A 24222-nucleotide genomic window follows, 5' to 3' on the forward strand; every position below is an offset into this window, starting at 1 on the left:
GTGCGCACCCAGTCGCTGCTCGCGGCCATCGGCGGCATCCTGGCCCTGATCGTGCTCGTCTCGCTGGCGACCGGCCCGGACTTCGGGCCGTCGCTGCCCCGGACCCCGGTCGACAGGCAGTCCGCCCCGCCTGCGTCCGCGCCGCTGCCGGCGGGCACCGACGTCGTCGCGTGGGCCCGGGCGACCGCGGCCGAGGCCGAGATCCCCGAGCGGACCCTGCAGGCCTACGCGAACGCCGAGCTGCGCCAGCGCGAGCGCACCCCGGACTGCCGGCTGAGCTGGGCGACGCTGGCCGGGCTCGGGCGGATCGAGTCCCGGCACGCGACCTTCCGCGGCGCCGAGCCCGGCCCGGACGGCCGCGTCGACCCGCCGATCATCGGCATCCCGCTCGACGGCACCGGCGGCACCCGCCGGGTGGCCGACACCGACGGCGGCCGCCTCGACGGCGACCCGGTGCTGGACCGCGCGGTCGGGCCGATGCAGTTCCTGCCCGGGACCTGGGCGCGCTACGGCGCGGACGGCAACGGTGACGGCGTCGCCGACCCGCAGCAGGTCGACGACGCCGCGCTCGCCGCGGCCGGGTACCTGTGCGCGAACGGGCGCGACGTCGCCGACGCCGGGGACTGGTGGCGAGGGGTGCTCGCCTACAACGCCTCGGGCGACTACGCCCGCGACGTGTGGTCCGCCGCCGCGGACTACGCGCAGCGCACCGCCGTCCCGGCGCCGCCGGCCCCCTGACCCGGCCCGCCCCCCGGCGGGCGCGGCCGTGCCGGTGGGACGCGGCGTGCGGGTCAGGCGAGGAGCGCGCGGCCCCAGTGGTCGTCGCCCTCGGCGAGGCCGGGTGGGACCGCGAACACCGCCGAGCCGTTGTGCTCCAGGTACTCGCTGAGCGCGTCGGACCGGGCCAGCCTGCGCTGCATCGGCACGTACTGCGTCAGCGGGTCGCGCACGAACGCGACGAAGAACAGCCCGGCGTCGAGGTGGCCGCGGCCGTCGGTGCCGTCGACGAAGTTGTAGCCGCGCCGCAGCAGCCGAGCGCCACCGTTCGCCTCGGCGGAGGCGAGCCGGATGTGGCTGTCGTCCGGGATGACCGGCCCCGACGGACCGGAGGCGGCCAGGTCGGCGAGGTCGAACTCGGCCGTGCCGGTCAACGGAGCGCCCTCACCCTTGTCCCGGCCGATGATCTGCTCCTGCTCGTCGAGCCCGGAGCGGTCCCAGGTCTCGATGTGCATCCGGATCCGGCGGGTGACCAGGTAGGACCCGCCGCGCAGCCAGTCCGGGCCCTCGTCGCCGACCCACACGTGCTGCGCGAGCAGATCGGGCTCCTCGGCCTTGAGGTTGTTCGTGCCGTCCTTGAATCCGAACAGGTTGCGCGGGGTCGCCTGCCCGGTCGAGGTCGACGACGTCCGCCCGAAGCCCAGCTGCGACCAGCGCACCTCGGTGACGCCGAAGCCGTCGCGGACCAGGTTGCGGACCGCGTGCACGGCCACCTGCGGATCGTCGGCGCAGGCCTGGATGCACAGGTCCCCGCCGGAGCGGGCCGGGTCGAGCCGGTCGCCCTGGAACCGGGGGAGCCCGGCGAGCTGGGGCGGGCGGCGGTCGGGGATCCCGAGCTTGTCGAAGAACCCCGGGCCCACGCCGAAGGTCAGCGTCAGCGACGCGGCCGGGAGCCCGAGCGCCTCGCCGGTGTCGGCCGGGGCGGCGTAGCGGTTGGCCGGGATCGCGCCGCCCTCGGCGGTCTCCCGGCCGCTCGTCATGCGCTCGGCCGCGGCGGTCCAGCGGCGCAGCAGGTCGGCGACGGCGGCGCGGTCGGTCGAGGTGAGGTCGAGCGCGACGAAGTGCAGCCGGTCCTGGGCCGGGGTGACGATCCCGGCCTGGTGCTCGCCGCGGAAGGCGACGACGCCGTCGGCGGCGGGTGCGCCGGACAGCCCGTAGCCCGCGGCCGCGCCCGCCCCGGCCAGCGCCGCTCCGGCGCCGGCGAGGCCGAACAGCCGTCGCCGGGACAGGTGCCACGGGCTCATGCCGTCACGGTGCCCGCGACCTTGCTGACCGGCTCGGACAGCGCGTCGACGGCCGCGGTCATCGCGCGGGTGTCCTCCGGGGTCAGCTGGGTGTAGAGCCGGTAGCCGTCGCCGACCCGGTAGCCCTGCAGCAGCGTCTCGACGGCCTCGAACCGCTGGTCGAGCACCGGGCCGAGCGCGGGGTCGTTGGCGTCGATCGTCGGGCGGAGTGCGGCGACCGCGGCGCGGGAGCCCTCGACGTTCGCGGCGAAGTCCCACAGGTCGGTGTGGGAGTAGCGGTCCTCCTCGCCGGTGATCTTGCCGGTGGCGACCTCGTCGAGGAGCTCCTTCGCACCGTTCGCGAGCTGGACCGGGGTCAGCTCGACGGTCCGGGTGCGCGCGGCCAGGTCGGTGATGTCGGCGGTGAGCCGGTCGGCGATCGCGGCCGAGTCGGGCTGGAGGCCGGTGACCCACAGGTCCTTCTCCAGCCGGTGGTACCCGGTGAACCCGACGCCCGGGTCACGCTCGTCGTCCTCCCGGCCGTCGATCCTCGGGTCGATGTCGCCGAAGGACTCGGCGACGGGCTCGATGCGCTCCCAGTAGGTGCGCGCGACCGGGAACAGCGCCTTGGCCTTCTCGACCTCGCCGGCCTTGACCGCGTCGGCGAACTCCTGGGTCTTCGGGACGAGCGCGCCGACCTGGGAGTCGACGTAGCGCTTGTAGCCGGCGGTGGCCGCGGCCAGCTGGGCGTTCGCGTCGGTGGCACGCTGCGCCGAGCCGGTCACGGTGAACGGGGCGCGGATGCCGTCGCCGGACATGCCGGGCTTGCAGGCGGTGGTGTAGGTGCCGCCGTCGGGGACCTCGACGATCAGGTCGCGGGACAGCCCCGGGCCGATGTTCTCGACCTCGCCCATGATCCGGTCACCGGTGGCGTAGAGGTAGAACTCGGTGACCTTGCTGCCGGCGTTGGTGATCCGGAAGGTGACGGTGCCGGCCGGGGCCTGCGCGGTCGAGATCTCGCAGGCGGTGTCGGTGGCGTTCACGGTGATCGGGCCGCCGTCGCCCGCTCCCTGCGCCGTGGGGGCGGTCGAGGTGCAGCCGGCCAGCAGCGCGCCGGCGACGGTGAGCGACGCCAGGCCGGCGGCCGTGCGCGTGACGGGGGACATCGTGCGTTCTCCTAGAGGGGTCGACACCGTGGACGGTGCGGGGTTCAGGCGTCGGTGGTGGCGGGGGCGCGCCGGCGGGCGGGGCGCAGGAACAGCGCCAGGACCACCACGACGTAGAGCGACCAGACGACGGCCTCGAGCACGGTCGTCTGCGGTGAGAAGTTGAAGATCCCCTTGAGGAGCGTGCCGTACCAGGAGTCGGCGGGGATCACGTCGCTGACGTCGAAGGCCAACGTGGTCAGCCCCGGCAGGATCCCGGCCTCCTGCAGGTCGTGCACGCCGTAGGCGAGGATCCCGGCGGCGACGAAGATCAGCAGGAAGCCGGTGACGGTGAAGAACCGGCCCAGGTCGATCTTCAGCGCGCCACGGTAGATCGCGTACGCCAGCGCGACGGCGATCGCGATGCCGATCAGGAACCCGACCAGCGGCCCGGCCGTCTCGCCCGCGGCCTGCGCGGCGGCGAAGAAGAAGATCGCGGTCTCCAGGCCCTCGCGGCCGACGGCGAGTGCCGCCATCACGACGACGGCCCACGGCCCCATCGACACGGCCCGGTCCAGGGCGCCCTCCAGCTCCCGGGACAGGGTCCGGCCGTGCGAGCGCATCCAGAAGATCATCCAGGTGACGAAGCCGACCGCGATGATCGAGAGCGAGCCGCCGAGCGCCTCCTGGGCCTCAAAGGTCAGTGCCTGCTGGGTCAGGGTCAGCCCGAGCGTGACGCCGACGCTGACGGCGACGGCGAGCGCGACGCCCGCCCACACCCTGGGCAGCTCGGAGCGACGCCCGGTGCGGACCAGGAACGCGACCAGGATCGCCACGACCAGTGCGGCCTCGAGCCCTTCGCGCAGCCCGATGAGCGCGTTCCCCAGCATGCGACCTCCTGCAGCGTGACCACGACGAGCAGTCACCAGGTGAGGGTGTGCTGCCAGGCGGGAAGGCTAACCTCACCCGATCGAGCGGGGAAGTGTCGCGCGGCATTCGCCCCGGAAGATCCGTTTTCGCACGTCAGGGACGGTCGGGTGCGAGCGCGATGTGGGCCCGCACCTCGCCCAGTGCCTCCTGGTACTCCGGGCGCGGATCCATCGCCGAGGCGATCTTCAGCTGCGTCTCGGCCTCGCCGAGCCTGCCCTGGCGCTGCAGCGTCTTGCCGAGTGCGAAGCGCGCGTAGTGGTCGGCCGGGTCCATCTCGACGACCCGGACGAACGCCGCCTCGGCCTTCCGCAGCTGTGCCGAGTCGAGGTAGGCGCGGCCGGCGAGCAGGTGCACCGAGGCGTCGCCGGGTTCGTCCGGACCGTGGGCGTCGAGGACCGGGCGGAGCGCGTCGAGCGCCTCGAGCGGGCGGTGCCGCGAGAGCAGCCGGTCGGCACGGCGGAACGCCGCGACCGGGTCCTGGTGGTTCGCACGGGGACTGCTCATGGTCACCCTTACGTTAGGTGCGATCCGGGCGGGATGCGAGGTCTTGACAGACCGCCGGTGCGGAGCAGGGTGACGCAAGCGTCCCCCGCCGGGGGCCGACCGGTGACTACGCTGACGCACCGGACGACACCCGCGATCAGAACAGGAGTCACGGTGGCGGTCATCGAGCAGGTCGGGGCACGCGAGATCCTCGATTCCCGGGGCAACCCCACGGTGGAGGTCGAGGTCGCGCTGGACGACGGCACGCTGGCGCGTGCCGCGGTCCCGTCGGGCGCCTCGACCGGCGAACACGAGGCCGTCGAGCTGCGGGACGGCGACAAGAACCGCTACGGCGGCAAGGGCGTCGAGAAGGCCGTCGCGGCCGTCCTCGACGAGATCGGGCCGGAGCTCGTCGGCGTCGAGGCGGTGGACCAGCGACTGGTCGACCAGCGCCTCGTCGACCTCGACGGCACCCCGGACAAGTCGAAGTTCGGCGCCAACGCCCTGCTGGGCGTGTCGCTGGCCGTCGCGAAGGCCGGGGCGGAGTCCTCGGGCCTGGAGCTGTTCCGCTACGTCGGCGGCTCCAACGCGCACGTCCTGCCGGTCCCGATGATGAACATCCTCAACGGTGGTGCGCACGCCGACACCTCCGTCGACGTGCAGGAGTTCATGGTCGCCCCGATCGGTGCGGAGACCTTCCGCGAGGCGCTGCGCTGGGGCGCGGAGGTCTACCACGCGCTGAAGTCGGAGCTGAAGGACAAGGGCCTGTCGACCGGCCTCGGCGACGAGGGTGGTTTCGCCCCCGACGTCAAGGGCGGCACCCGCGGGGCGCTCGACCTGATCGCCGCCGCCGTGCAGCGGGCCGGCTACACCCTGGGTACCGACGTCGTGCTGGCGCTCGACGTCGCGGCGACCGAGTTCCACGACGCCGGCAAGTACTCCTTCGAGGGCAAGAAGATCACCGCGGACAAGCTGTCCGAGGTGTGGGCCGAGCTGGTCGACTCCTACCCGCTGGTGTCCATCGAGGACCCGCTGGACGAGAACGACTGGGACGGCTGGGTCGGCCTCACCGAGGCCATCGGCGACAAGGTGCAGCTCGTCGGCGACGACCTGTTCGTCACCAACCCGGAGCGGCTCGAGGACGGCATCGCCCGGGGCGCCGCGAACGCGCTGCTGGTGAAGGTCAACCAGATCGGCACCCTGTCCGAGACCCTCGATGCGGTGACGATGGCGCACAACGCGGGGTACCGCTGCATGATGAGCCACCGTTCCGGGGAGACCGAGGACGTCACCATCGCGGACCTCGCCGTCGCGACCGGCTGCGGCCAGATCAAGACCGGCGCCCCGGCGCGGTCCGAGCGGGTGGCGAAGTACAACCAGCTGCTGCGCATCGAGGAGCTGCTCGGTGACGCCGCGCGCTACAACGGCGAGCTGGCGTTCCCGCGCTACCAGGTGCCCGGCCAGAGCTGACGCTCCGGTCGTTCCCCCGTCGGTGACGCCGGTGCCGCCCGGATCGTCTGCGGACGGTCCGGCGCGGCACCCCCACCGGTGCCCGATCGGGCGGCATGCTGGACGGGTCGCCACGGAGGGGCACGGGCGGCACCGACGGGTGAGGGAACCCGGGACGGACGGGAGGGTGCATGGCGGACCGTCGGGGACGTGGACGGGACGCTCGTGCGCGCACGACCGGCACGGGGCGTGGCCGTGCCGCGGCCAAGCCGCGGACCACGACCGCACGCTCGGCGCGGGCCCCCGCGTCGACGGGCGGCTCCGGTGCGCGGTCGCGGCCGGCCGGACCGCAGGGCGCCCGGCCCCGTCTGACCCGCGCCCGGTCCCGCGCCGGTGAGGTCGTCGCCCGCACGACCGGGATGCTGGGCCTGTCGTCGACGAAGCGGGCCGCCATCCTGGCCATCGTGGTCTGCGCGCTCGCGCTGACCGTCGCGGTGCCGCTGCACAACTTCGTCGCCCAGCGCCAGGAGCTGGCCGACGTCTCCGACCGGCAGCGGGCGCTGGAGGCCGACGTCGCGCGGCTGTCCTCCGACCGCGCCCGGCTCTCGGACCCGGCCGAGGTCGAGGTCCAGGCCCGGTCCCGGCTCGGGATGGTCCAGCCGGGGGAGACCCCCTACGTCGTGCAGTTCCCGGCTCCGCCGGCGCCGGTCGTCGAGGACGGCCAGGCCGAGCCCGGCGTGCCCTGGTTCCACACCCTCTGGAACGACGTCACGGGCGACCCGCGACGATGAGGGCGTGAGCAGCACTCGTTCCCGTCCGCCCGGTCTGGAGCCGGGCCCGGTCGCCCAGGCCGACCTCGACGCCGTCGCCGACCAGCTCGGTCGCGCCCCGCGCGGGGTCCTCGCGGTCGCCTACCGCTGCCCGTCCGGGCACCCGGCGGTCGTGCAGACCGCGCCGCGGCTGCCCGACGGCACTCCGTTCCCGACGCTGTACTACCTGACCTGCGCCCGGCTGGCGTCGCGGATCGGGACCCTCGAGGCCGAGGGCCGGATGCGGGAGATGGAGGAGCGGCTGGCCGTCGACGACGAGCTGGCCGCCGCCTACCGTCGCGCCCACGAGACCTACCTCGCCGAGCGCGACGCCATCGAGCCGCTCGCCACGCACCCCGACGTCACGGCCGGGGGGATGCCGGACCGGGTCAAGTGCCTGCACGTGCACGTCGCGCATGCCCTCGCCGCCGGGTCCGGGGTGAACCCGTTCGGCGACGAGGCCCTCGACGAGATCGGGGAGTGGTGGCGGTCCGGACCGCCCTGCCTCTAGATCCCCGGCGTCGCCCGCTCCAGCAGCACCCCGACGCTGTCCTTGCCCGGCCGGGTCCCGGCGGTGCGCAGCGGCCCGTCGGCGTCGAGCCGGGTCGCGAGGAAGACGTCCGCGACGGCCGTCGGTGCGTGGCGCACCAGCAGCGACCCCTGCAGCGCCAGCGCGGCCAGCTCCGCGAGACGGCGGGCCCGGCGCTCCTCCGGCGCGGTCAGCTCGGCGCGCAGCGCGGTGACCGTCGCGTCCAGCCGCGGGTCGGCTCCCGCGGCGAGGTCGATCTCGGCGAGCAGCGCCTCGACGGCGTGCGGCTCGCGGGCGATGGCGCGCAGCGCGTCGAGCGCGGTGACGTTGCCCGAGCCCTCCCAGATCGAGTTCAGCGGCGCCTCCCGGTAGAGCCGGGGCAGGTCGGACTCCTCGACGTAGCCGTTGCCGCCCAGGCACTCCAGCGCCTCGGCGACGACGGTCGAGGTCCGCTTGCACACCAGGTACTTCGACACCGGCAGGGCCAGGCGCAGCAGCGCCGACTCACCCCGGTCGACGGCGCCGGCCAGCCGCAGCGCCAGGACGGTCGCGGCCTCGGTCTCGGCGGCGAGCTCGGCGAGGACCTCCCGCATCAGGGGCTGGTCGGCGAGCCGCGCCCCGAACGCGGACCGGTGCGCGACGTGGTGCGCGGCCTCGGTGACCGCGGCCCGCGCGGTCGCCGCGGAGCCCAGCACGCAGTCCAGCCGGGTCATCGAGACCATCTCGATGATCGTCCGGACGCCGCGGCCCTCGTCGCCGACCCGCCAGCCGACCGCGCCCGCGTACTCGATCTCCGACGACGCGTTGGACCGGTTGCCGAGCTTGTCCTTGAGCCGCTGCAGCCGGATCGCGTTGCGGGTGCCGTCGGGCAGCACCCGGGGCAGGACCAGGCAGGTCAGCCCGCCGGGGGCCTGGGCGAGGGTGAGGAACAGGTCGTTCATCGGGGCGCTGGTGAACCACTTGTGCCCGGTCAGGCGGTAGCTGCCGTCGGGCTGCGGGGTGGCGACGGTGGTGCCGGCGCGGACGTCGGAGCCGCCCTGCTTCTCGGTCATCGACATGCCCGCGAGGAGGCCGTCCTTGCCGGCCGGGACGGCGAGGCCGGGCACATAGCGGCGGGCGGTCAGACCGGGTTCGTAGGCGGCGGCGAGCTCGGGCGCGTGCCGCAGCGCGGGCACCGACGCGTAGGTCATCGAGATCGGGCACAGGTGACCCTGCTCGACCTGCGAGGTGAGGTAGAAGCCCGCCGCGCGGGTGACGTGCGCGCCGGTCCCGGGCTCCTCCGCCCACGGAGCGGCGGCGAGGCCGTGTCCGACGCTGGTGCGCATCAGCGCGTGCCAGGACGGGTGGAACGTGACCTCGTCGACGCGGTGCCCCGTGCGGTCGTGCGTGCGCAGCTCCGGCTCGCAGGCGTTCGCGGAGCGGGCGTGCTCGCGGTGCTCCGCGGTCCCGACGGCCGCGGCCACCGACTCCAGCGCCGCCGCGTCCCCGCCCTCCCGCGCGAGCGCCTCGACGACGGCCGGGTCCGCGGAGAGCAGGTCGCCGTCCGAGCGCGGCGGGACCTGGTTGAGGACCTCGTGGGTGCCGAGGTCGGACACCGGGGCCGGGGTGTGCGTCGTCGCCATTACCGGAGGGTAACCCGGACGGGCGGCTCCACCGGCCGATCCCGACTACGGTGAGGCCCGACGGTCGCCGAGAGCAGGGAGTGCCGATGTCGCGGGTCGCCGCCATCGACTGCGGAACCAATTCGATCCGGCTGCTGGTCGCCGACGTGACCGAGGCGTTCGACGGGCAGAAGGAGCTGCGCGACCTGCACCGCGAGATGCGGATCGTGCGGCTGGGCAAGGGCGTCGACGCGACCGGCCGGCTCGACCCGGAGGCGCTGGAGCGGACCCGGGTGGCGCTGGTCGACTACGCCGTCGCCGCCCGCCGCAAGGGAGCCGAGCGGATCCGGATGGTCGCGACGTCGGCGACCCGGGACGCGTCGAACCGCGAGGACTTCTTCGCGATGGTCCGCGACACCCTGGGCGTCGAGGCGGAGATCATCTCCGGCGACGAGGAGGCGCGCCTGTCGTTCGTCGGCGCCGTCGGCGACCTCGACCCCGACGACGGCCCGTTCGTGGTGACCGACGTCGGCGGCGGGTCCACCGAGGTCGTCGTGGGGGAGCTGCGCGACGGGGTCGCCGTGGTGACCGCGGCGAAGTCGGTCGACATGGGGTCGGTGCGGCTGACCGAGCGCTGCCTGCCCTCGGACCCGCCGTCGGACGCCGAGATCGACTCCGCGCGTGCGGTCGCCGCCGAGGTGCTGGCCGAGGCGTTCGCATCGGTGCCGCTCGAGACCGCGACGACCTGGGTCGGGGTGGCCGGGACGATCACCTCGCTGTCCGGGATCGCCCAGGAGCTGCCCGCCTACGACCGCGAGCAGGTGCACGGCTCGACGCTGACCCGCGAGGACCTGCACCGGGTCGCCGACCTGCTGATCCGGTCGTCGCGGGCGGAGCGGGAGAAGCACGGTTCGCTGCACCCGGGCCGCGTCGACGTCATCGGTGCCGGGGCGCTGGTCGTGCAGGCCCTGGCCGACGAGCTGCATGCGCGCGCCGGGATCGACCGGGTCGTCGTCTCCGAGCACGACATCCTCGACGGGATCGCGCGATCGATCGCATGAACCTGGCGGTCCTGGACCAGCGGATCTCCGAGTGCCGGGCCTGTCCGCGGCTGGTCGAGTGGCGCGAGCAGGTGGCCCGGGAGAAGCGGGCCGCGTTCCGCGACGAGACCTACTGGGGACGCCCGGTGCCCGGCTTCGGCCAGCCCGACGCGCGGATGCTGATCGTCGGGCTGGCTCCCGCCGCGCACGGCGCCAACCGGACCGGGCGCATGTTCACCGGCGACCGCAGCGGCGACGTGCTCTACGCCGCGCTGCACGCCGTCGGACTGGCCTCGCAGCCGACCGCCTCGCACATCGGCGACGGCCTGGAGCTCCACGGGGTCCGGATCACCGCGCCCGTGCACTGCGCGCCGCCGGCGAACAAGCCGACCCCGGCGGAGCGCGACGCCTGCCGGAACTGGTTGGAGCAGGAGCTCGACCTGCTCGCGCCGACGGTCCGCGGGGTCATGGTGCTCGGCGGCTTCGGGTGGCAGGCGCTGCTGCCGGTGCTCGCCGGGGCGGGGTGGACGGTCCCGCGGCCGGCCCCGAAGTTCGGGCACGGGGCGTCGGTGACGCTGGCCCCGGCCCGGCCCGACCGGGAGCCGCTGGAGCTGTTCGGCTGCTACCACGTGAGCCAGCAGAACACCTTCACCGGCCGGCTGACCCCGGCCATGGTCGAGCAGGTCCTGGCGGACACCGCGCGGGCCGCGGGATTGTCGCCGATCCGACGATGAACGTCGCCGCTGCCGCCGCCGAGATGCAGCTCAGCGGGGTTCCGGTACGGGGCGCCGCCCGCTGAGCTGCATCTCGGCGGGCGTCCCGGTCCCGGGGCTCAGCCGGTGGTGAAGCGGTGCAGGCGCATCGCGTCCTGCATGGCGGGGAGGTGTCCGGCCGCCGACAACAGCGGGCGCAGCCACACCCGCGGCTCACGCAGGGACACCTCGTCGTAGATCGAGATGTCGTCGCGCTCGGTCAGCGACGGGTGCCGGTGCGCGAACTCCGCGGGACTCCACGACCACCGGAACTCGGTACCGACGGCGCGGAACGTCGGCGTCCACCGCGAGGCACGCACCGTCCACGGGGCGACGGCGTCGAACGCCAGCGTCGCCGCGGGGGTTCCGGACACGACCCGGTCGACGGTGGCGTGCACGGCCTCGGCCGGGACGTACATGAACAGCCCCTCGGCGACGACGAGCGTCGGCAGCGTCGGGTCGACGGCGGGCCACCAGTCGTCGTCGGTGACGGAGCCGGAGACCTGCTCGATGCTGTCGGGGAGGTCGTAGAGCCGGCGTCGGACCTCCATCACCTCGGGCTGGTCGACGTCGACCCAGCGGCACGTCGAGGGCACCCCGACCCGCAACGGCCTGCTGTCCAGCCCGCAGCCCAGGTGCAGGACCTGCCCGGCGGGCTCGGCGGAGAGGAACTCCCGTGTCCAGCCGTCGAGGATCGCGGCGCGGCACACGATGGTCGAGACGTCGCCGGTGAACTGCCAGAGGCCGTGGACGTCGTGGTCGATGCGGTCCCAGACGGGCTCCGACCACGGGTCGCCCAGGATCGGGCGGCGGGACCGGGCGTCCAGGCGTCGCATGTAGAGGGTCATCAGCAGGGTCGCCGCGGCGCCCCGGAGGTCGACCTTCTCGGTGCTCGGCATGAGTCCTTCCCGCCCTGGCTACGCTGTCGCGGCGCCCCCGTAGCCCAACGGCAGAGGCAGGCCCCTTAAAAGGGTCCCAGTGTCGGTTCGAGTCCGACCGGGGGCACCCCGCTTCCACGTCGAGAATACCCCTCTGACCAGCAATTACATCCGACGAAGCCGAGATGATGTTGTCCGGTCGTGCCCGGCCCTGACCGGTGCTCGGCGGGTGGCTGTACCGAATACGTACCGAAGTTTCGTCGCTCACGGGGTAGCCCCAAGGGCGTCGGCAATCCTCTGCCGGGCGGCGTCCTCCTGGCCGACGATGCACTTCGCGTAGATCTGGTGCAGGACGGCGACGCTGTGTCCGGCCCACTCGGCGACCTGGGTCGAGGGCACCCCCGCGTTGAGCCATGTCGAGACCGCGGCGTGGCGGAGGTCGTAGGGGCGTTGGGCGAGCGGCGAAGCGGCCTCCGACTCGGTGAGAGCGCTCGCGCGAGCTTTCCGCCATACCCGGCAGTAGGTGCCCTCCGGGAGATCACCACCGCGGACACCGCGGAACAGCCGGCCGTCCGGCGTCGTGCCGTGCTCGGCGAGGTGCGCCCGCAGCAGGACGGTGAGCGGTGGGGGAGACGGGACCGAGCGGGTCTCACCGCGGGCCCGGTGCTTCAACTCTCGCTCCTCGCGGCGTCGGCCGTTGTCGGTCCAGGAAGCGCCGGCCTCCGGGGTGGATCCGGTCAGCAGCAACTCGCCCCAGCCCTCGTCGGGAAGTTGAAGGTCAGCGGCGCGGAGTGTCACAGCCTCACCCGGCCGCAGCGCGGCGTAGTAGAGCAGGCCGAAGAAGGCGACCAGGCCCGGGCCGCTCGGCTTCTGGCTGCCGACGGCGGACAGCAGGGCGCGGGCCTGGACGGTGTTGACGACCGCTCGCTTGTCCACCGTCTTCACCGTGCGCGGGATCTTCCACGCAATCGCGGTCACCGGGTTGCGGGTCAGGAGCCGACGCTCCACCGCGTACTCGCCGAGGTTGACCACGACGCCACGTTGCCGAGCGATCGAGGCCGGGGCTGCACGGCCACCGTCGCCACGAACTGTCAGTGCGTCCAGGACAGCGCGTACGACGGCCGGTTCGGCCAGGTCACCCACCTCACGGGTGTTCCGTTCCAGCCATGCCAACGCACGCGCGATCGGCTCCGGCGGCGCGGTATTCGTGCTGGCCCGGACGTTGAACGCCCACGCGGTCAGAGCCTTGCGCAACGTGGCGTCGTCCGGTCGGCCTCGCTCACTCGTGATCAGCGCGAAAGTGGCGTTGGTCAGCGCCCGCGCCGTGTTGCGCCGCGAGTTCGGAGCCAGGTGCGGCCACTTCATCGCTGCGTAGTCGCGGGCGAACGCGAGCCACCCGACGCGCCGTTCGGAGCGATCCATCGACATCGGACGACCGGTGTCCAGTGAGAACGCCTCGCCACGCCGCGCAGCGACCAGCAGCTCGGACCTGAAAGCGTCAGCCAGAGCCGCAGTCTTGTACGGGACTCGCCAGCGTCGCCCAGCAACCGACCACTTCACGGTGTGCGTCGTGGTCCGTGCGCCCGAGTACACCTCGACCTTCCAGATCCGCACGTCGTAGGAGGTCTCCATCAGGCTGCCTCCTCGTGTGCATCGAGCCAGCGCTCCAACTCCACACGACGGACCCGCAGGTCACCGTTGGGGAGCTTGATGCACCGCGGGGCCCGGTTCTTCGCCCGCCACTCGTAGAACGTCGACCGCGAGATCCCGAGTTCGGCGCACACCTGCATGACCGTCAGCCGCTCCGTCGTCTTCGTCATGCCGCTGCTCCCTCAGTTGCCGAACGGTCGTCGGGTGGGGCATCGCTGGTCGCCAGGACGGCGGCGTCGTAGTCGGCGCGCCATCGGGAGCGTTGGTTGATCGCATGGAGCAGCAGCACCGTGCGGGGTGGCACGTCCGAGTCCCCGGGCTTGGTCGTCTCCCAGGTGAAGGGCCCGTCATCGACGGCGTAGGCGGGCTGCACCCCTGCCCGGTCGAGCAGTTGCCGAACGAACGCGGTCCGCTCCGCGCGGTGGTCCGACAGGCTCTTGTTGGACCACTTGCGGGAGACCAGCACTCGGCGCCCGGCGATCCCGAGGTGCTCGGGTTTGTGCGCTTTGCCCTTGCACTGCCCTGGCGTCGTCCCGGGGCGGGCGCCCTTGGGTTCGATGCCGTAGAGCAGCCAGATCGGGCAACGCGGCGAGCACGGGGTGATGGCGAGTTCGGCGGCGAGGCGGCGGGCGTGCTCCCGCTGGCGAGACGTGGCGGTGTCGTCGAGGCCGGCGGCCTGCCCGACGGACTTGGTGAGGTACTTGGTCAGGTAGCCGATGTGCCGTCCTGCTTCTTCGGAGCCGCCGAGGATGCCCTTGACGTGGACCTGCGGCCCGAACACCACCGTGTGCGCCGGAGCCGCGAGGACGTCGGGGTCGGTGGCCTCGTCCCAGGTGGGCAGCGGCTCGCGAGTCTCGGGGTCGACGAACGTCTTGTGGTGGTTGTCCCACCGCGGCAGCCGGTCCCCGGAGTAGACGATCTCGTCGTGGGCCGGCCACCACACCTGGTGGTAGGTCGCAGCCGTGATCGCCCGTAGCTCGGAGCGGGGGATGGTGCCGCGGATGGCGGCGTGGAAGTGCGGTGCCCCGCGCTTCTGTGGTTCGACGGTCCCGAAGTACTGCACGTCCCAGCCCACACACCGGCGGGTGTTCTGCCAGAACCGGTCCAGCAGCTTGGGGAAGTGGATCGCGTCGCGGGCGGCGCGGCGGTAGTCGTAGGTGTCCGGGTCGAGTGCGGCGCCGTGCTTGTCCACCCGCCCGTACGTGTCGAGGGTCAGGGTGAGGAACGTGGAGGGCCGGTACTTGCCTCCGAACACGCGTCCGAGGGTGCGGTCCTCGACCGGGCGGCGGGGCAGGTTCGGTGCGTCCTGCCGACGGCGGGTAGAGCGCCGCACGGTCTGCGGTGTCGGGTCGAGCGGAGCCAGACGGCCACGGACACCGAGCGCGCGCAGCTCCTGGTCCACCTCGGCGACGGTCTCGCGGATCTCCTCGCACTCGGCGTCGTCGCCCTTGGCGCGGGCGTCGGTGTAGGCGGCGTGCAGGTCCGCCCGGACCGTCATCAGCTCTTTCTGCGCGGCGGTGGGGTCGGCGGGTTTGACGATGGGTTCGTCTTCGAGGTGCCAGCCCTCGCGGCACTGGACCATGCGCAGGCGTCGGGCCTTCTCCGCGCAGGGGCGGCACTGGTCCTCCCGCGTGGACCCGCACGGGACGGGGACGACGTCGACCCGCCCGCTGCTCTGGTCGATGCGGCGCATGGCCAGCGGCCGGATGCAGACGCCGTGGTCCTCGGCGAGCTGCGTCGCGACCTCGTTCGAGAGCGCGAGCATGGCCTTCTGTGCGCGGGTGAGCTTCTCCTGGTCGATCGGCTCGGTGCCGGTCGCGGCGTTCACGCGGCACCTCCGGCGGGTAGTGCGGGTGTGCCGGGGCGGAACGGCAGCACCGGCGCGGGGCGGCGGGCCGGGTCGGGCGAGGGGGCGGTGACGAACCGTTCTAGGTGTACCCGGTCATGACGTTGGTGCCAGTCGGCTGGTCGGTGGGAGCCCGCCGAGCGCGCTGTGGCGTCGTCGAGTGTTGTAGTGCTCGATCCAGGGGGCAAGCGCTGCGGTGCGTTCGGCGTTGCTGGTGAAGACCTGCCGGTAGGCCCACTCGGTGGCCAGGGTCCGATTGAGACGTTCGACCTTGCCGTTCTGCCAGGGGCAGTGCGGCTTGATGAACACCTGCCGGGCCCCGAGGTCGGCGACCACTGACCGTAGGGACCACTTGTAGGCCCAGGCGTTGTCGGTCATGACCCGTTCGATCCTGGTGATGCCGTGTCTGGCGAAGTAGCCCGCGGCCCGGGCGAGGAACCCGGCGCAGGTGGTGCCCTTCTCGTCGGTCAGGACCTCGGAGTAGGCCAGCCGGGAGTGGTCATCGACCAGCGAGTGGATGTAGTCGAACCCGACTCTGGTCGAACGGTCGCGAGTGGCGTCGCGGCTGGCGCGGCCGTGCGCGCGCCAGCCGCCGCCGTCGGGGATGCGTCCGATCTTCTTGACGTCCATGTGTACCAGCTCGCCGGGGCGGGCGCGTTCGTAGCGCACCGCGGTGGTCTTGCTGGCGCGGATGCGCTCACCGGTGAGCGGGTCGAGTTCACGCAGGTAGGGGACGTGGTGGCGGCGCAGGATCCGCGACACCGTGCGTGGGGTGAGGCCGAGTTCGGGGCCGATCTCATCGGGCCCACGACGGTCGCGGGCGCGCACGGCCAGCACGCGAGCCTCGGTGTCGGCCGTGGTGCGAGTTGGGCAGCGATGCGGGCGCGAGGACCGGTCGTGCAGGCCGTTCTCGCCTTCGGCGCGGTAGCGGGCGACCCAGCGGCCGGCGCACTGGCGCGAGACCCCCATCTCCGCCGCGACGTGGGCACGAGGACGTCCCTGACGCACGATCCGGTCGACCAGCAGGACCCGGCCGTGGAACGTCAGGCGGGCATTACGGTGGGCCACGAGAGCCTCCAGGTGGTGTGGGTCCTAGACAAGCCACACCCCACCTGGGGGCTCTCCTCACGATCAACGACTCGCGACTGCGTGTCGCGACATCCGCACCGTCACCAACCTCCTGGCCGGGTACATCTAGGGCCTTGATCGCGTCATCCGGAACCCACGCGGCGCGCACGCGCAGGGGCTCGCGGACGCCTTCCCCGAACAGGTAGCCGACACCGGGTTCGGACTCGCCGATGCGGTTCGCCCACGCACCCCGGTCGTACGCCTGATCGCCCAGGACCATCCCGACGTGGCTCTTGGAGGCCACGCGAAGGCAGATGCGGCGCGGGAACAACTCCCGCACCGGGACAGTGTCCTTGGTCGGCTCCTGCACGTAACCGCGGACGGTGAACCCCAGCGCCCGGCCCTGGGTGGTCAGCAGCGCGATGCGTTCGGTGATGGCCTCGCGGGTCTTGCGGTCGCCGACGTAGCGGAGCAGGGCGCCGATCTCGTCGAACTCCACGATCTCCAACGGAGTCTCGGTCGTGATCGGGACGAGGCGGGTGGTTCCGGCGTGCTCGCGCTTGCGCGCTTCCATCTGCTCGACCAGGTCGTCGAGCAGGGCCAGGGCGTCCTTGCTGGTGACGGCGTAGCGGTGGAACACGTCGCGGCCGTAGGCCAGTTCCATGCCCTTCGGGTCGATGCCATTGACCCGGACCAGGCCGTCGCGGATGGCCGGGGCGATCGACAGCAGGGGCGTCCACATCAGGGAGCCCTTGCCTGCCCCGGTGGCGCCGCCGATCAGGGTGTGGCTACCGCGGATCGACTGCCGCCACGGTGTGCCGTACTCGGTAGCTCCGGACAGCACCCGGTCCAGGTCGATCGCGTCCCCGGGGAGGCCGGCCATGGCGTCGAGGTCGGGTGCGGTGACGACGGCGTCGAGGAGGTTGCGGCGCTGGTAGTCGATCGACACCACGTTCGGGCTCAGTTCGCGGACCTGGCAGCGGTTCACCCCGCGAGCCACCGCGAGGGCGCGGGCGGCAGTGTCGAAGTCCTCCGGGGTCTGCCCGGCGACCAGACGGACCTTGACCTCGTCCCACGAGGGTCCGGAGCGGACCGAGAGGATGCGGGGGAGCTGGTCGCGGCGCGGTCGCTCCCGGGGGGCGGTGGCGGTGCGGCGCAGCGGGTTGACCTGGATGACCGTGGCCCCGCCGCGGTCGGGGACCGTGAGGCCGACCGAGCGCAGCCAGCGCGGCATCCGGGGTGCGTAGACGAGCCAGCGCTGCCACCAGGAGCGCAGGTGACGTCCGGCCCAGTGGTCGAACGAGGGCAGCGACGTGACCCGCCACACCCCGAGCACGACCGTCACGGCGGTGAGGGTGAGTAGCAGCGACAGCCAGCCCCACCACCAGCACCACGCCGATACCACGGCAACTGTCGTAGTGGTGCGCCAGTGCCGGACCGCCCACACGACCGCGAGGACGAGGCCCTTGGCGGCGAACCAGAGGGCGAGGAACACGACCGCGGCGGTGGCGAGGGCTTCCAGGACCTTCGCGAGGTAATGGCCGATCTTGTAGAGCAGGTAGACGGTGACCGCGGCCAGGGCGCCGCCGACGGTGAGGATCTGGTTGACCGACAGCGGCACATCGGCCGGTGAGGCAGCAGCGGTGATCACTTTCGGCCTCCCTTGCCACGGGCGGTGCGGACGGTGGACAGCGGGACCAGTGCGAGCTGGTCGAGGTGATCGGCGCACCGGCGGCGACGTGGGTCGGGGCGCTCGTGGAGCGGTGTCCGGCAGACCTCGCACCGGGTCGGGCGGGTCGGCTTGGTGGCGTTCATGCGACGTCACCTCCGGCGGCCGGGGTGGTGGTGATGGTGAGCCCGGCGCGGTGCAGAGTCCGGCGCTCGCCGGGGGTGGTACCGCCGGTGATGCCGTAGCGCCGGGCCGGGTCCTCCGTGGCGAGCGCGTCGGCGAGGCAGGCGGCGCGGACCGGGCAGCCCCGGCACACCCGACGTGGTGTCTCGACCGAGGCCGCGCGGTCGTCGACGGGGAAGAACAGCTCGGTGTCCAGCCCGGCGCACGCGGCGTCATCCCGCCAGCGGACATCGGTCGTTGCGGCGGTGGGGTCGGTGATCGGGACCAGCCGCAGCACCGGCCGGCCCTGGCTCGGGGCGCTCATCGGGCCACCGCCGAGGTGTCCGGGAGCCCGGGGGCGGCGGGGTCGGTGAGGCCGAGGTCGGCCCAGTTGGACATGGCCCCGGCGACGTCGGAGGTGGGTCGGCCGTCGGCGAGGGCCTGCCAGTCGTCGGCGGTGTCGGTCCAGTAGCGGGCCTGGCGCTCGTTCTCCATGACCGCGGTGACGACGGCCTGGACGTAGACGACCGGCGCGTAGTTGGTGGCCGTGTCGCGCTGCAGAATGGCCCACCAGCGGGCCCGGCGGGTGTGGAGCTCGGCGAGCCGACGGGCCCGGGCGGCGTGGGCGAGCAGGTCCCCGGCCGAGGGTCGGGCGGTGTCGCGGATCGCGCGGCTGGTGCGGCGGAGGCCGGCTTCGACGAGACGGGCCACCGGCACGACCTGGGCGTCGGTGGGGTCGGTCGTGGTGTGGGCATGACGGGGTAGGGAGGTGTGCATCTACGCTCGGTGTCCTTCCGAGTCTTAGTGCCTGGCAGGGCTACGAGGGGCGAGGAAGATCGGAGGGGAGCCCGCTACGGACGGGCTTCCCTCCACCTGACGCGGTGGGTGAGTGGCAGCTCAGGCCGCGTCCTGGTTCTTGCCCGGGGCCGGGCGCTGGTGGCCGGGGGCGCGCATCCCGGCGGCGCGGAAGCTGTAGGCGACGCGGGGCCGGCCTCCGGTCTCCTGCACGTACGGGGTGACGGTGAGGCCGTCGAACTCGACCGGGCGGAACGGCAGCCCTGCGGCGGCCTCGGGCGGGACCGGCTGGTGCGGTGCCGCGATCTTCACCGTGACCGTCTTGTCGGTGCGGCGGGCCTCGGGGTCGGCGTCGAGGACCGAGACCGACCACACCGGCAGCCCGGTCTCCTTGTCGGTCTGCTGGACCGGGCGGCCGGGGGAGGACTTGTCGAAGTCCCGGACCGGCTCGACCTCGGACACCACGAACGCGCCGTGGGGGAACACGTCGCCCATCGCGACGGGGAACTTGTTCTTGATCGCCATGACTGGCGCCCTCCTCGGGTTGCTCGGCGACACGGTCGGGTGTGCCGAGGTCAGACCGACGGAGCGGACTTGCCCGCCCCTGTTGCGGACTAACAAGTCCTACAGTGAGGCGAACTAGTCCGGTTGTCAAGGATTAGGAAGTCCTACGACGATGGGGTGCGTGGAAATGGGCGAAGTGATCCGGAGGCGTCGAGCGGATCTCGGCATGTCGCAGGCCGACCTGGCGCGGGTGGCCGGCATCGACACCCGGCAGATTCGTCGCTACGAGGCGGGGGAGCAGCAGCCGCTGCTGTCGGTCGCGTTGACCATCGCCGACGCCCTCGGGGTGTCGGTGAGCGAGCTGGCCGGCCGCGCGCCCGGGCGCGTCTCGCTGAGTGGAGACTGGTGGGCGTCATGGCAGACGACCCGCGACGGCGTCGAGAAGGTCGCCACGCAGCCTGTGCGCATGCGTCAGGAGGGCGACCTCGTGCACATTGCCGCAACTCAGCGTGGACTCAGTCAGGCAGAGGGTGGCTATTTGTGGTCAGGCGAGCTGCGCCTCTGGGACAACCAGATTCTCACCGGCTGGTACGCGGCGGCTGACGGGGCTGTTCGGTCGAAGGGCACGATGTTTCTGGCCATGCACCCTCACGGAATCGAGTTTACCGGTCGATGGGTGGGGCTCGGCTACGACGACAATATTATGACCGGTTGGGCAACCATGGGTAAGACTGCTAAAGATTCTGAGCGGGCGATGTCTGAGCTTGTGGCAGTGCGAGGCGGCATCGCATGATCACCGGCGGGCAGATTGAGTTGTGCGAAGTCGTTGTCACCGCGCCTGACCCGGAATGGCTGTACGAATTCGCCAGATCTCTCGTGGCTGATCGACTGGCATCTAATGCACACAATTTTGAGCCAGTGCGATCTGCGTACCGGTGGGACGGTGAATTGCGCGAACGCACCGAGGGGCGTGTGGCGCTGCATACGAGACGGTCGCTTGTTGCGAGGATAGTAGAGCGCGCCGAGAAAGATCACCCTTATATGGTGCCGAGCGTGAGTGCTCGTCCCATTTATGACGGTAACCCGCGTTATCTTGAGTGGATTGCGGCGGAGACCCGGCAGGGCTGATCAGATCCTTCTCTCCTCTAAAACGGAGTCGGCGGAGAGACGTTCTTGCAGCTCTTGCTTGACTCCGACCGGTTGCGAGCTACTCCTCATCCCGCAGGTCGCCTTGCTCTCCCTTGACCTCGATCTCCTCGAGAGTGTAAGCCCGTTTTGTCGCCATTGAACTTCCTCGTGCGACCTTCTCGTGTACCGCAAAACGCGCTGCAACTGTCAGCTCGCGATCAGAAATAAGTGATGCCACGGTACGTGACAGGCGCTCCGGCACGGATGCTCTAAACGTCTTTCCGGTACGGGGAGCGAACGAGAGGCGCGACGTCGACCATTCCCAGCCATCGACAGTGCCTGTGATCGTCGTATACTCGACTTGATCAACGGTTTCGCTTGCAGTGCGACGCAGACGTTTGGCTGCCGCGAGCCCCATATTTACCTGTACCGTTCCGTTCCGCGAGTCGCTCCAGCTGCCGGAAACTTCGTACTCTGCATCAGCTGTGGCTTTCGCGAATTGCGCGACTGATCTACGAGATGCGGGATTTAAGTCAAACATGGCTGCGCTCAGCTCTGAGGACGTGGGGTCGTCGTCGGCTGCCGCAATAGCCATTAGGGCAACTAGCTTCCGTAGGCCGTCTACCTCGATACGTTCCGCGGCCATGTCGAGTGCGGCTCCGCTATCAGCGGAAATCTGTGGGGCTGATATTGTGAGTAGAACGCTCCCGAATCCGGGTGTAACCCGAAGGGATCCCGAGAGTTTTCCAATCCCCGCGATGCTTTTTGCCAGCTCCTTGACTGCTTCGTCTAAATAGCGAACGAAGTTCGAAAGTGGTCTAGCTGAGGTTGAGTGGCCGATAACGTCGCCGCCATCGAGATGTAGTTCTAGTGTCGCAGGCGGACCAACGACAGCTTGCGAAAGCTCTTCGCGTCGTTGGAGCATGAGCGGCAGCCCCGGGTAGTCAGATGGGACGCGCCGCAGGAGCTCGTCGTAGGCGGCAAGATCCGCTTGCGGGCTGGCCACCTCGCCCCGCCTCCGCGGCCCAGCGCGCCGAAAGGTGGGCCGGTCGACACCCGACACGCTCACCACCTCACCTCTACGAAGCCCTTCGCGTCCTCCACCATCTTGCCCCGCCCCGATCGATCCCGTGGTCCAACCTCGAGACGAGACCAAACCGTAAACCAGTGATCCAGTTCGTCCTGGGCTGTTGCTGTCCAGCGGGCCTCTTCTGCATAGAACGTCACAAACCGGAAGTCCGAGCGATGGTCGGCAGCCGTCCCGCCACGTTCGTATCGGGCATTCCGAAGAACGTGGGTTGCGTCCAGCCACGCTGCTGGGCTCAGGCCGGTGGCCTCGCGGCTGGCGGCTGGCGGCGGAACGATCACCGTCGATCAGGACAACGACGTCGATGTCGTTCGGGTGCTCCCGGGCGGTCACGAAGGAGCCGTTGATCCACGCCGCGTAGATCGGTATGCCTGCTGCCTGGAGCTCAAACAGGCGAGACGAGGCGAGACTCAGTAGCGACCGTCGATGATCTGTCGTCCCGAACGTGCGTTCGACTTCCTGCCAGGTCGCTGGCCACGGCTCCTCGGACCACGGCAGGACGAACTGCTGCTCGTCGTCTTCGCTCACGACCAGCTCAGGCAGCACGCCCGCGCCTTTCCAACACGTCCACGGATATGGAGTCGTGCACGAGCGGTGTCTTGTTAGCCACGGGCAGCGATCGGGTTCTCCGTGCCCAGTAGTGACGCACCTCACCGGACGTGCCGAATCCGCCTCTAGGGGATCAAGGCGCCGCCTCCGGCGGCGCGGGGCCGGCCACGCCGGCCCCGCCGCTTCGCTCACTACACCTCCGGCCCGTTCGCGGCGTCGGGTCCGGCTACCCGGCCCCACTGCCACGGGACGAACGCCTATCCCGGAGGCATTCAGCGAGCCAGAGCACGGCTCAGGTCGTCCAGCGACGGTGCTCCAGCCATCCCAGCTGCGGATCGGTAGACCCGGCACGACAGACCCGCTCCGGGCGAGACCTGCTCGGCGAACGGATCGGCGCCATCGATCACGACCGTCGGGGAACCCGCGAACGCCGGGATCGAGCCCACCGTGTCCTCGGTGACGATGCGGACCGCGATCGGAGTGTCCTCATGTCCGGCGTCGTCGAGGGCCTGGCGCAGACGCTCGAAGGTCGGGCGCTCGTTCGGGCAGTCCGTCACGACCAGAAGCTCAACGCGCATCTCTACATGGTGCCCGGCGCGGGTAGCGACACTCCCGGGCCAGCAGCGGTTCAATCGTTGCGGCCCATCCGGATCAGGTTCCCGCTCGGGTCCTTCACACTGAACTCGATCATTCCCCACGGTTCGACCACGACGTCGCTAACCGGCAGGCCCTGCGCCTTCAGGCGGGCGTGCCAGTCGTGGGGATCGGGAATGTGGATGTAGACCGCCGCGGCGTTGTGCTCCGGGTCGAGCTCGGCCCGCAGATCCAGATGCAGCACCTCCGCGTCGCCGAACATGACGAACGCGTACTCCGGGCTGTACTCCTCGACCTGTAGGCCCGCACGGGTCCAGAACTCCCGGGCTGCCGGCATGTCGTGCACCGGGAAGATCGGCGTGATCGATGGGCGGTTCGCCAGCCGACCGGCCATGCCGTGCACACAGCCGCCACACACCGCGATCTCGGGGTGATGGCTCAGCCGCGCCACCTCGTCCGGAGGCTTCGGAGCGCCGCAACACCCGCACGTCACCGTGGTCTCCTGCGACACGTTGGTCATGTCGGCCCCCTTCACGAGTCCGCCGAGCGTAGCGGGCAGACGGGCATATCCGGCACGGCCTCACAAGATTGTCGCCCTCGAAGAGATGGTGGGCGCTGCCCACACCCGACACCGCTTCGGAGATCAGGGGGAGTGTGGCGTGGGTGGTGATCTCCTCACGGCGCGCCGAGACGGCAGCCAGCCCGAGGGGCGGGGCACAAGGCGGGACTGAGTACCTTGCACCCCGCCCCTCGGCCCGGCAGGGGCAAGCCCGCGCCGCGAGGAGATCACCACCAGGCAGGGGAGTGGGGTAGCGAACCCCGCGCGACCACCCGCTAGCTTGGCGTCGATGGCACCAGATCTGCCCGACTTTAAGAAGATCAATGCTGCTGTCGAAGCCGCGGGACAGGTTCGTGGACGACACTTCACCGAGTGGGTCCCACACCTTGACGAGCTGCGGAAGCAGCGACGAGACGACGAGTCACTGACTCTGCTGCTGGAGATCATCGCTGCCGCTGAACGGGCCGCCGCGATTAAGACCATGGACCCTCCGCCTGGGTACACGAAGCGAGCCGCCGTCATCTACCGGCGCCAACGCGACCACCTCGCAGAGGTCGCGATTCTCGAGCGATACCTCCGAGCGTGTCCACCTGGTCGAGGCGATACCACTGTGTCCGAGCGCCTCGCCAAGGCAAAACAACTCGCCGACACGGCGTAGCCGTCACCCGCACCGTTCGTCGATCCCCGTGCCGAATACGTGCTGAAGTTTGTGACCGGACCGACCGGGCGACGGAACTATTGCAGGTCAGGGCCATCGAACAGGGTGCGCAGGGCCTCCCCTTAAAAGGGTCACCGGTGTGGGTTCGACTCCCACCGGGGGCACCCGTTCCGACCGCGAATCTACGCCCCTGACCAGCGTTTTCGCCCGTCGAGGCCAGGAGGCGACTGTCCGGCTGTGACCGGCGGGAACCGGTGCCCCCCGGGTGGCTGTGTCGACCACGTGTCGACGTTCCGGCCACGGCCGGGCTCCCCGAGGGCCTCGGCGATGCGCTGGC

General features: G+C 71.4%; 26 protein-coding genes, 2 tRNA genes and 1 pseudogene. 11 read left to right on the forward strand and 18 right to left on the reverse strand.

Features of this window, described 5'->3' with window-relative positions; all coding sequences use genetic code 11:
- Positions 1–738 (forward strand): lytic transglycosylase domain-containing protein, encoded by a 738-nt coding sequence (locus MTO91_RS04155; RefSeq protein ID WP_476653846.1) that lies wholly within the window; start codon positions 1–3, stop codon positions 736–738.
- 53 nt (positions 739–791) lie between these two features.
- On the opposite strand, the gene efeB is transcribed toward MTO91_RS04155, so the two are convergent.
- The 4 genes from efeB to MTO91_RS04175 all read right to left on the reverse strand — a co-directional run bounded on the left by efeB (position 792) and on the right by MTO91_RS04175 (position 4579).
- Positions 792–2021, reverse strand: a complete 1230-nt coding sequence (gene efeB / locus MTO91_RS04160) for an iron uptake transporter deferrochelatase/peroxidase subunit (protein WP_476653847.1) — start codon at positions 2019–2021, stop codon at positions 792–794.
- Positions 2018–3166: an iron uptake system protein EfeO gene (gene efeO, locus MTO91_RS04165; protein ID WP_405419338.1), complete on the reverse strand. Its 1149-nt coding sequence runs from the start codon at positions 3164–3166 to the stop codon at positions 2018–2020. The genes efeB and efeO overlap by 4 nt, the downstream gene beginning before the upstream one ends.
- A 44-nt stretch (positions 3167–3210) precedes the next feature.
- On the reverse strand, positions 3211–4035 hold the full coding sequence (efeU, locus tag MTO91_RS04170) for an iron uptake transporter permease EfeU (protein WP_062400298.1): 825 nt from the start codon (positions 4033–4035) through the stop codon (positions 3211–3213).
- 133 nt (positions 4036–4168) lie between these two features.
- Entirely contained in the window at positions 4169–4579 is a 411-nt protein-coding gene (locus tag MTO91_RS04175) for a tetratricopeptide repeat protein (RefSeq protein ID WP_476653848.1), read from the reverse strand.
- A gap of 153 nt (positions 4580–4732) precedes the next feature.
- Here MTO91_RS04175 and eno point away from each other — a divergent pair, with 153 nt between their 5' ends.
- From eno to MTO91_RS04190, 3 genes are all read left to right on the forward strand, one after another.
- On the forward strand, positions 4733–6028 hold the full coding sequence (eno, locus tag MTO91_RS04180) for a phosphopyruvate hydratase (RefSeq protein ID WP_062400300.1): 1296 nt from the start codon (positions 4733–4735) through the stop codon (positions 6026–6028).
- A gap of 170 nt (positions 6029–6198) precedes the next feature.
- Complete coding sequence (locus MTO91_RS04185) at positions 6199–6798, forward strand: FtsB family cell division protein (RefSeq protein WP_476653849.1); 600 nt, start codon at positions 6199–6201, stop codon at positions 6796–6798.
- Positions 6799–6802: 4 nt separating this feature from the next.
- Positions 6803–7327, forward strand: a complete 525-nt coding sequence (locus tag MTO91_RS04190) for a DUF501 domain-containing protein (protein ID WP_062400304.1) — start codon at positions 6803–6805, stop codon at positions 7325–7327.
- Here the strand turns inward: MTO91_RS04190 and MTO91_RS04195 are convergent.
- Positions 7324–8967: an acyl-CoA dehydrogenase family protein gene (locus MTO91_RS04195; RefSeq protein ID WP_346109108.1), complete on the reverse strand. Its 1644-nt coding sequence runs from the start codon at positions 8965–8967 to the stop codon at positions 7324–7326. The two genes, MTO91_RS04190 and MTO91_RS04195, sit on opposite strands and share 4 nt — an antisense overlap.
- 86 nt (positions 8968–9053) lie before the next feature.
- Here MTO91_RS04195 and MTO91_RS04200 point away from each other — a divergent pair, with 86 nt between their 5' ends.
- On the forward strand, positions 9054–10007 hold the full coding sequence (locus tag MTO91_RS04200) for a Ppx/GppA phosphatase family protein (protein ID WP_251785847.1): 954 nt from the start codon (positions 9054–9056) through the stop codon (positions 10005–10007).
- Positions 10004–10720 (forward strand): uracil-DNA glycosylase, encoded by a 717-nt coding sequence (locus MTO91_RS04205; protein WP_405419330.1) that lies wholly within the window; start codon positions 10004–10006, stop codon positions 10718–10720. Before MTO91_RS04200 ends, MTO91_RS04205 begins: the two co-directional genes overlap by 4 nt.
- 98 nt (positions 10721–10818) lie before the next feature.
- Here the strand turns inward: MTO91_RS04205 and MTO91_RS04210 are convergent, their stop codons facing one another.
- Complete coding sequence (locus tag MTO91_RS04210; protein ID WP_405419329.1) at positions 10819–11637, reverse strand: class I SAM-dependent methyltransferase; 819 nt, start codon at positions 11635–11637, stop codon at positions 10819–10821.
- A gap of 33 nt (positions 11638–11670) precedes the next feature.
- Between MTO91_RS04210 and MTO91_RS04215 the strand changes: the two genes are divergently transcribed.
- Positions 11671–11743 (forward strand) — tRNA-Leu (locus MTO91_RS04215).
- A gap of 137 nt (positions 11744–11880) precedes the next feature.
- Here MTO91_RS04215 and MTO91_RS04220 read toward each other — a convergent pair.
- The 8 genes from MTO91_RS04220 to MTO91_RS04255 all read right to left on the reverse strand — a co-directional run bounded on the left by MTO91_RS04220 (position 11881) and on the right by MTO91_RS04255 (position 19331).
- Positions 11881–13248 carry a tyrosine-type recombinase/integrase gene (locus MTO91_RS04220; protein ID WP_476653850.1) on the reverse strand — a complete coding sequence of 456 codons (1368 nt, stop codon included), beginning with the start codon at positions 13246–13248 and terminating at the stop codon, positions 11881–11883.
- Positions 13248–13436: a helix-turn-helix transcriptional regulator gene (locus tag MTO91_RS04225; protein ID WP_476653851.1), complete on the reverse strand. Its 189-nt coding sequence runs from the start codon at positions 13434–13436 to the stop codon at positions 13248–13250. The genes MTO91_RS04220 and MTO91_RS04225 overlap by 1 nt, the downstream gene beginning before the upstream one ends.
- Positions 13433–15031: a replication initiator gene (locus MTO91_RS04230; RefSeq protein WP_476654807.1), complete on the reverse strand. Its 1599-nt coding sequence runs from the start codon at positions 15029–15031 to the stop codon at positions 13433–13435. The genes MTO91_RS04225 and MTO91_RS04230 overlap by 4 nt, the downstream gene beginning before the upstream one ends.
- A gap of 177 nt (positions 15032–15208) precedes the next feature.
- Positions 15209–16180, reverse strand: a complete 972-nt coding sequence (locus MTO91_RS04235; RefSeq protein ID WP_476651756.1) for an IS481 family transposase — start codon at positions 16178–16180, stop codon at positions 15209–15211.
- Complete coding sequence (locus tag MTO91_RS04240; RefSeq protein WP_476653852.1) at positions 16167–17831, reverse strand: FtsK/SpoIIIE domain-containing protein; 1665 nt, start codon at positions 17829–17831, stop codon at positions 16167–16169. Before MTO91_RS04240 ends, MTO91_RS04235 begins: the two co-directional genes overlap by 14 nt.
- Positions 17832–17991: 160 nt before the next feature.
- Entirely contained in the window at positions 17992–18336 is a 345-nt protein-coding gene (locus MTO91_RS04245) for a WhiB family transcriptional regulator (RefSeq protein WP_130288639.1), read from the reverse strand.
- Positions 18333–18788, reverse strand: a complete 456-nt coding sequence (locus MTO91_RS04250) for a hypothetical protein (protein WP_130288640.1) — start codon at positions 18786–18788, stop codon at positions 18333–18335. The genes MTO91_RS04245 and MTO91_RS04250 overlap by 4 nt, the downstream gene beginning before the upstream one ends.
- Before the next feature lie 120 nt (positions 18789–18908).
- Entirely contained in the window at positions 18909–19331 is a 423-nt protein-coding gene (locus MTO91_RS04255) for a plasmid replication, integration and excision activator (RefSeq protein WP_130288641.1), read from the reverse strand.
- 166 nt (positions 19332–19497) lie between these two features.
- Here MTO91_RS04255 and MTO91_RS04260 point away from each other — a divergent pair, with 166 nt between their 5' ends.
- Positions 19498–20103 carry a helix-turn-helix transcriptional regulator gene (locus MTO91_RS04260; RefSeq protein WP_161152565.1) on the forward strand — a complete coding sequence of 202 codons (606 nt, stop codon included), beginning with the start codon at positions 19498–19500 and terminating at the stop codon, positions 20101–20103.
- Positions 20100–20438 (forward strand): divalent-cation tolerance protein CutA, encoded by a 339-nt coding sequence (gene cutA, locus MTO91_RS04265; RefSeq protein WP_130288642.1) that lies wholly within the window; start codon positions 20100–20102, stop codon positions 20436–20438. Before MTO91_RS04260 ends, cutA begins: the two co-directional genes overlap by 4 nt.
- Before the next feature lie 79 nt (positions 20439–20517).
- Here cutA and MTO91_RS04270 read toward each other — a convergent pair whose 3' ends face one another.
- The 4 genes and pseudogenes from MTO91_RS04270 to MTO91_RS04285 all read right to left on the reverse strand — a co-directional run bounded on the left by MTO91_RS04270 (position 20518) and on the right by MTO91_RS04285 (position 23188).
- On the reverse strand, positions 20518–21444 hold the full coding sequence (locus MTO91_RS04270) for a hypothetical protein (protein ID WP_130288643.1): 927 nt from the start codon (positions 21442–21444) through the stop codon (positions 20518–20520).
- A 366-nt stretch (positions 21445–21810) separates the two neighbouring features.
- Positions 21811–22425: pseudogene (locus MTO91_RS04275) on the reverse strand (DUF6932 family protein); the annotation flags it as partial.
- On the reverse strand, positions 22347–22652 hold the full coding sequence (locus tag MTO91_RS04280; protein WP_476653853.1) for a hypothetical protein: 306 nt from the start codon (positions 22650–22652) through the stop codon (positions 22347–22349). The gene MTO91_RS04280 and the pseudogene MTO91_RS04275, both read right to left, overlap by 79 nt.
- A gap of 50 nt (positions 22653–22702) precedes the next feature.
- A complete protein-coding gene (locus MTO91_RS04285) occupies positions 22703–23188 on the reverse strand; it encodes a VOC family protein (RefSeq protein ID WP_130288646.1) in 486 nt (161 codons plus the stop codon).
- A gap of 328 nt (positions 23189–23516) precedes the next feature.
- On the opposite strand from MTO91_RS04285, the gene MTO91_RS04290 reads away from it, so the two are divergent.
- Both MTO91_RS04290 and MTO91_RS04295 read left to right on the forward strand, forming a co-directional pair.
- Positions 23517–23885: a hypothetical protein gene (locus MTO91_RS04290; protein ID WP_130288647.1), complete on the forward strand. Its 369-nt coding sequence runs from the start codon at positions 23517–23519 to the stop codon at positions 23883–23885.
- Between the two features lie 92 nt (positions 23886–23977).
- Positions 23978–24049: transfer RNA gene (locus tag MTO91_RS04295), tRNA-Leu, on the forward strand.
- Positions 24050–24222: the final 173 nt, after the last annotated feature.

It is taken from the genome of Pseudonocardia sp. 2-7 (genome assembly GCF_056341085.1).

What these genes read in the sequence shown, in the direction of transcription:
- MTO91_RS04285 (WP_130288646.1), bottom strand. Translation starts at nt 23,188, where the DNA reads ATGACCAACGTGTCGCAGGAGACCACGGTGACGTGCGGGTGTTGCGGC.
- MTO91_RS04230 (WP_476654807.1), bottom strand. Translation starts at nt 15,031, where the DNA reads ATGCTCGCGCTCTCGAACGAGGTCGCGACGCAGCTCGCCGAGGACCAC.
- MTO91_RS04280 (WP_476653853.1), bottom strand. Translation starts at nt 22,652, where the DNA reads ATGCGCGTTGAGCTTCTGGTCGTGACGGACTGCCCGAACGAGCGCCCG.
- MTO91_RS04255 (WP_130288641.1), bottom strand. Translation starts at nt 19,331, where the DNA reads ATGGCGATCAAGAACAAGTTCCCCGTCGCGATGGGCGACGTGTTCCCC.
- MTO91_RS04245 (WP_130288639.1), bottom strand. Translation starts at nt 18,336, where the DNA reads ATGAGCGCCCCGAGCCAGGGCCGGCCGGTGCTGCGGCTGGTCCCGATC.
- efeU (WP_062400298.1), bottom strand. Translation starts at nt 4,035, where the DNA reads ATGCTGGGGAACGCGCTCATCGGGCTGCGCGAAGGGCTCGAGGCCGCA.
- MTO91_RS04205 (WP_405419330.1), top strand. Translation starts at nt 10,004, where the DNA reads ATGAACCTGGCGGTCCTGGACCAGCGGATCTCCGAGTGCCGGGCCTGT.
- MTO91_RS04250 (WP_130288640.1), bottom strand. Translation starts at nt 18,788, where the DNA reads ATGCACACCTCCCTACCCCGTCATGCCCACACCACGACCGACCCCACC.
- cutA (WP_130288642.1), top strand. Translation starts at nt 20,100, where the DNA reads ATGATCACCGGCGGGCAGATTGAGTTGTGCGAAGTCGTTGTCACCGCG.
- MTO91_RS04260 (WP_161152565.1), top strand. Translation starts at nt 19,498, where the DNA reads ATGGGCGAAGTGATCCGGAGGCGTCGAGCGGATCTCGGCATGTCGCAG.
- MTO91_RS04220 (WP_476653850.1), bottom strand. Translation starts at nt 13,248, where the DNA reads ATGGAGACCTCCTACGACGTGCGGATCTGGAAGGTCGAGGTGTACTCG.
- MTO91_RS04185 (WP_476653849.1), top strand. Translation starts at nt 6,199, where the DNA reads ATGGCGGACCGTCGGGGACGTGGACGGGACGCTCGTGCGCGCACGACC.
- MTO91_RS04225 (WP_476653851.1), bottom strand. Translation starts at nt 13,436, where the DNA reads ATGACGAAGACGACGGAGCGGCTGACGGTCATGCAGGTGTGCGCCGAA.
- MTO91_RS04175 (WP_476653848.1), bottom strand. Translation starts at nt 4,579, where the DNA reads ATGAGCAGTCCCCGTGCGAACCACCAGGACCCGGTCGCGGCGTTCCGC.
- MTO91_RS04195 (WP_346109108.1), bottom strand. Translation starts at nt 8,967, where the DNA reads ATGGCGACGACGCACACCCCGGCCCCGGTGTCCGACCTCGGCACCCAC.
- MTO91_RS04210 (WP_405419329.1), bottom strand. Translation starts at nt 11,637, where the DNA reads ATGCCGAGCACCGAGAAGGTCGACCTCCGGGGCGCCGCGGCGACCCTG.
- MTO91_RS04200 (WP_251785847.1), top strand. Translation starts at nt 9,054, where the DNA reads ATGTCGCGGGTCGCCGCCATCGACTGCGGAACCAATTCGATCCGGCTG.
- efeO (WP_405419338.1), bottom strand. Translation starts at nt 3,166, where the DNA reads ATGTCCCCCGTCACGCGCACGGCCGCCGGCCTGGCGTCGCTCACCGTC.
- efeB (WP_476653847.1), bottom strand. Translation starts at nt 2,021, where the DNA reads ATGAGCCCGTGGCACCTGTCCCGGCGACGGCTGTTCGGCCTCGCCGGC.
- MTO91_RS04290 (WP_130288647.1), top strand. Translation starts at nt 23,517, where the DNA reads ATGGCACCAGATCTGCCCGACTTTAAGAAGATCAATGCTGCTGTCGAA.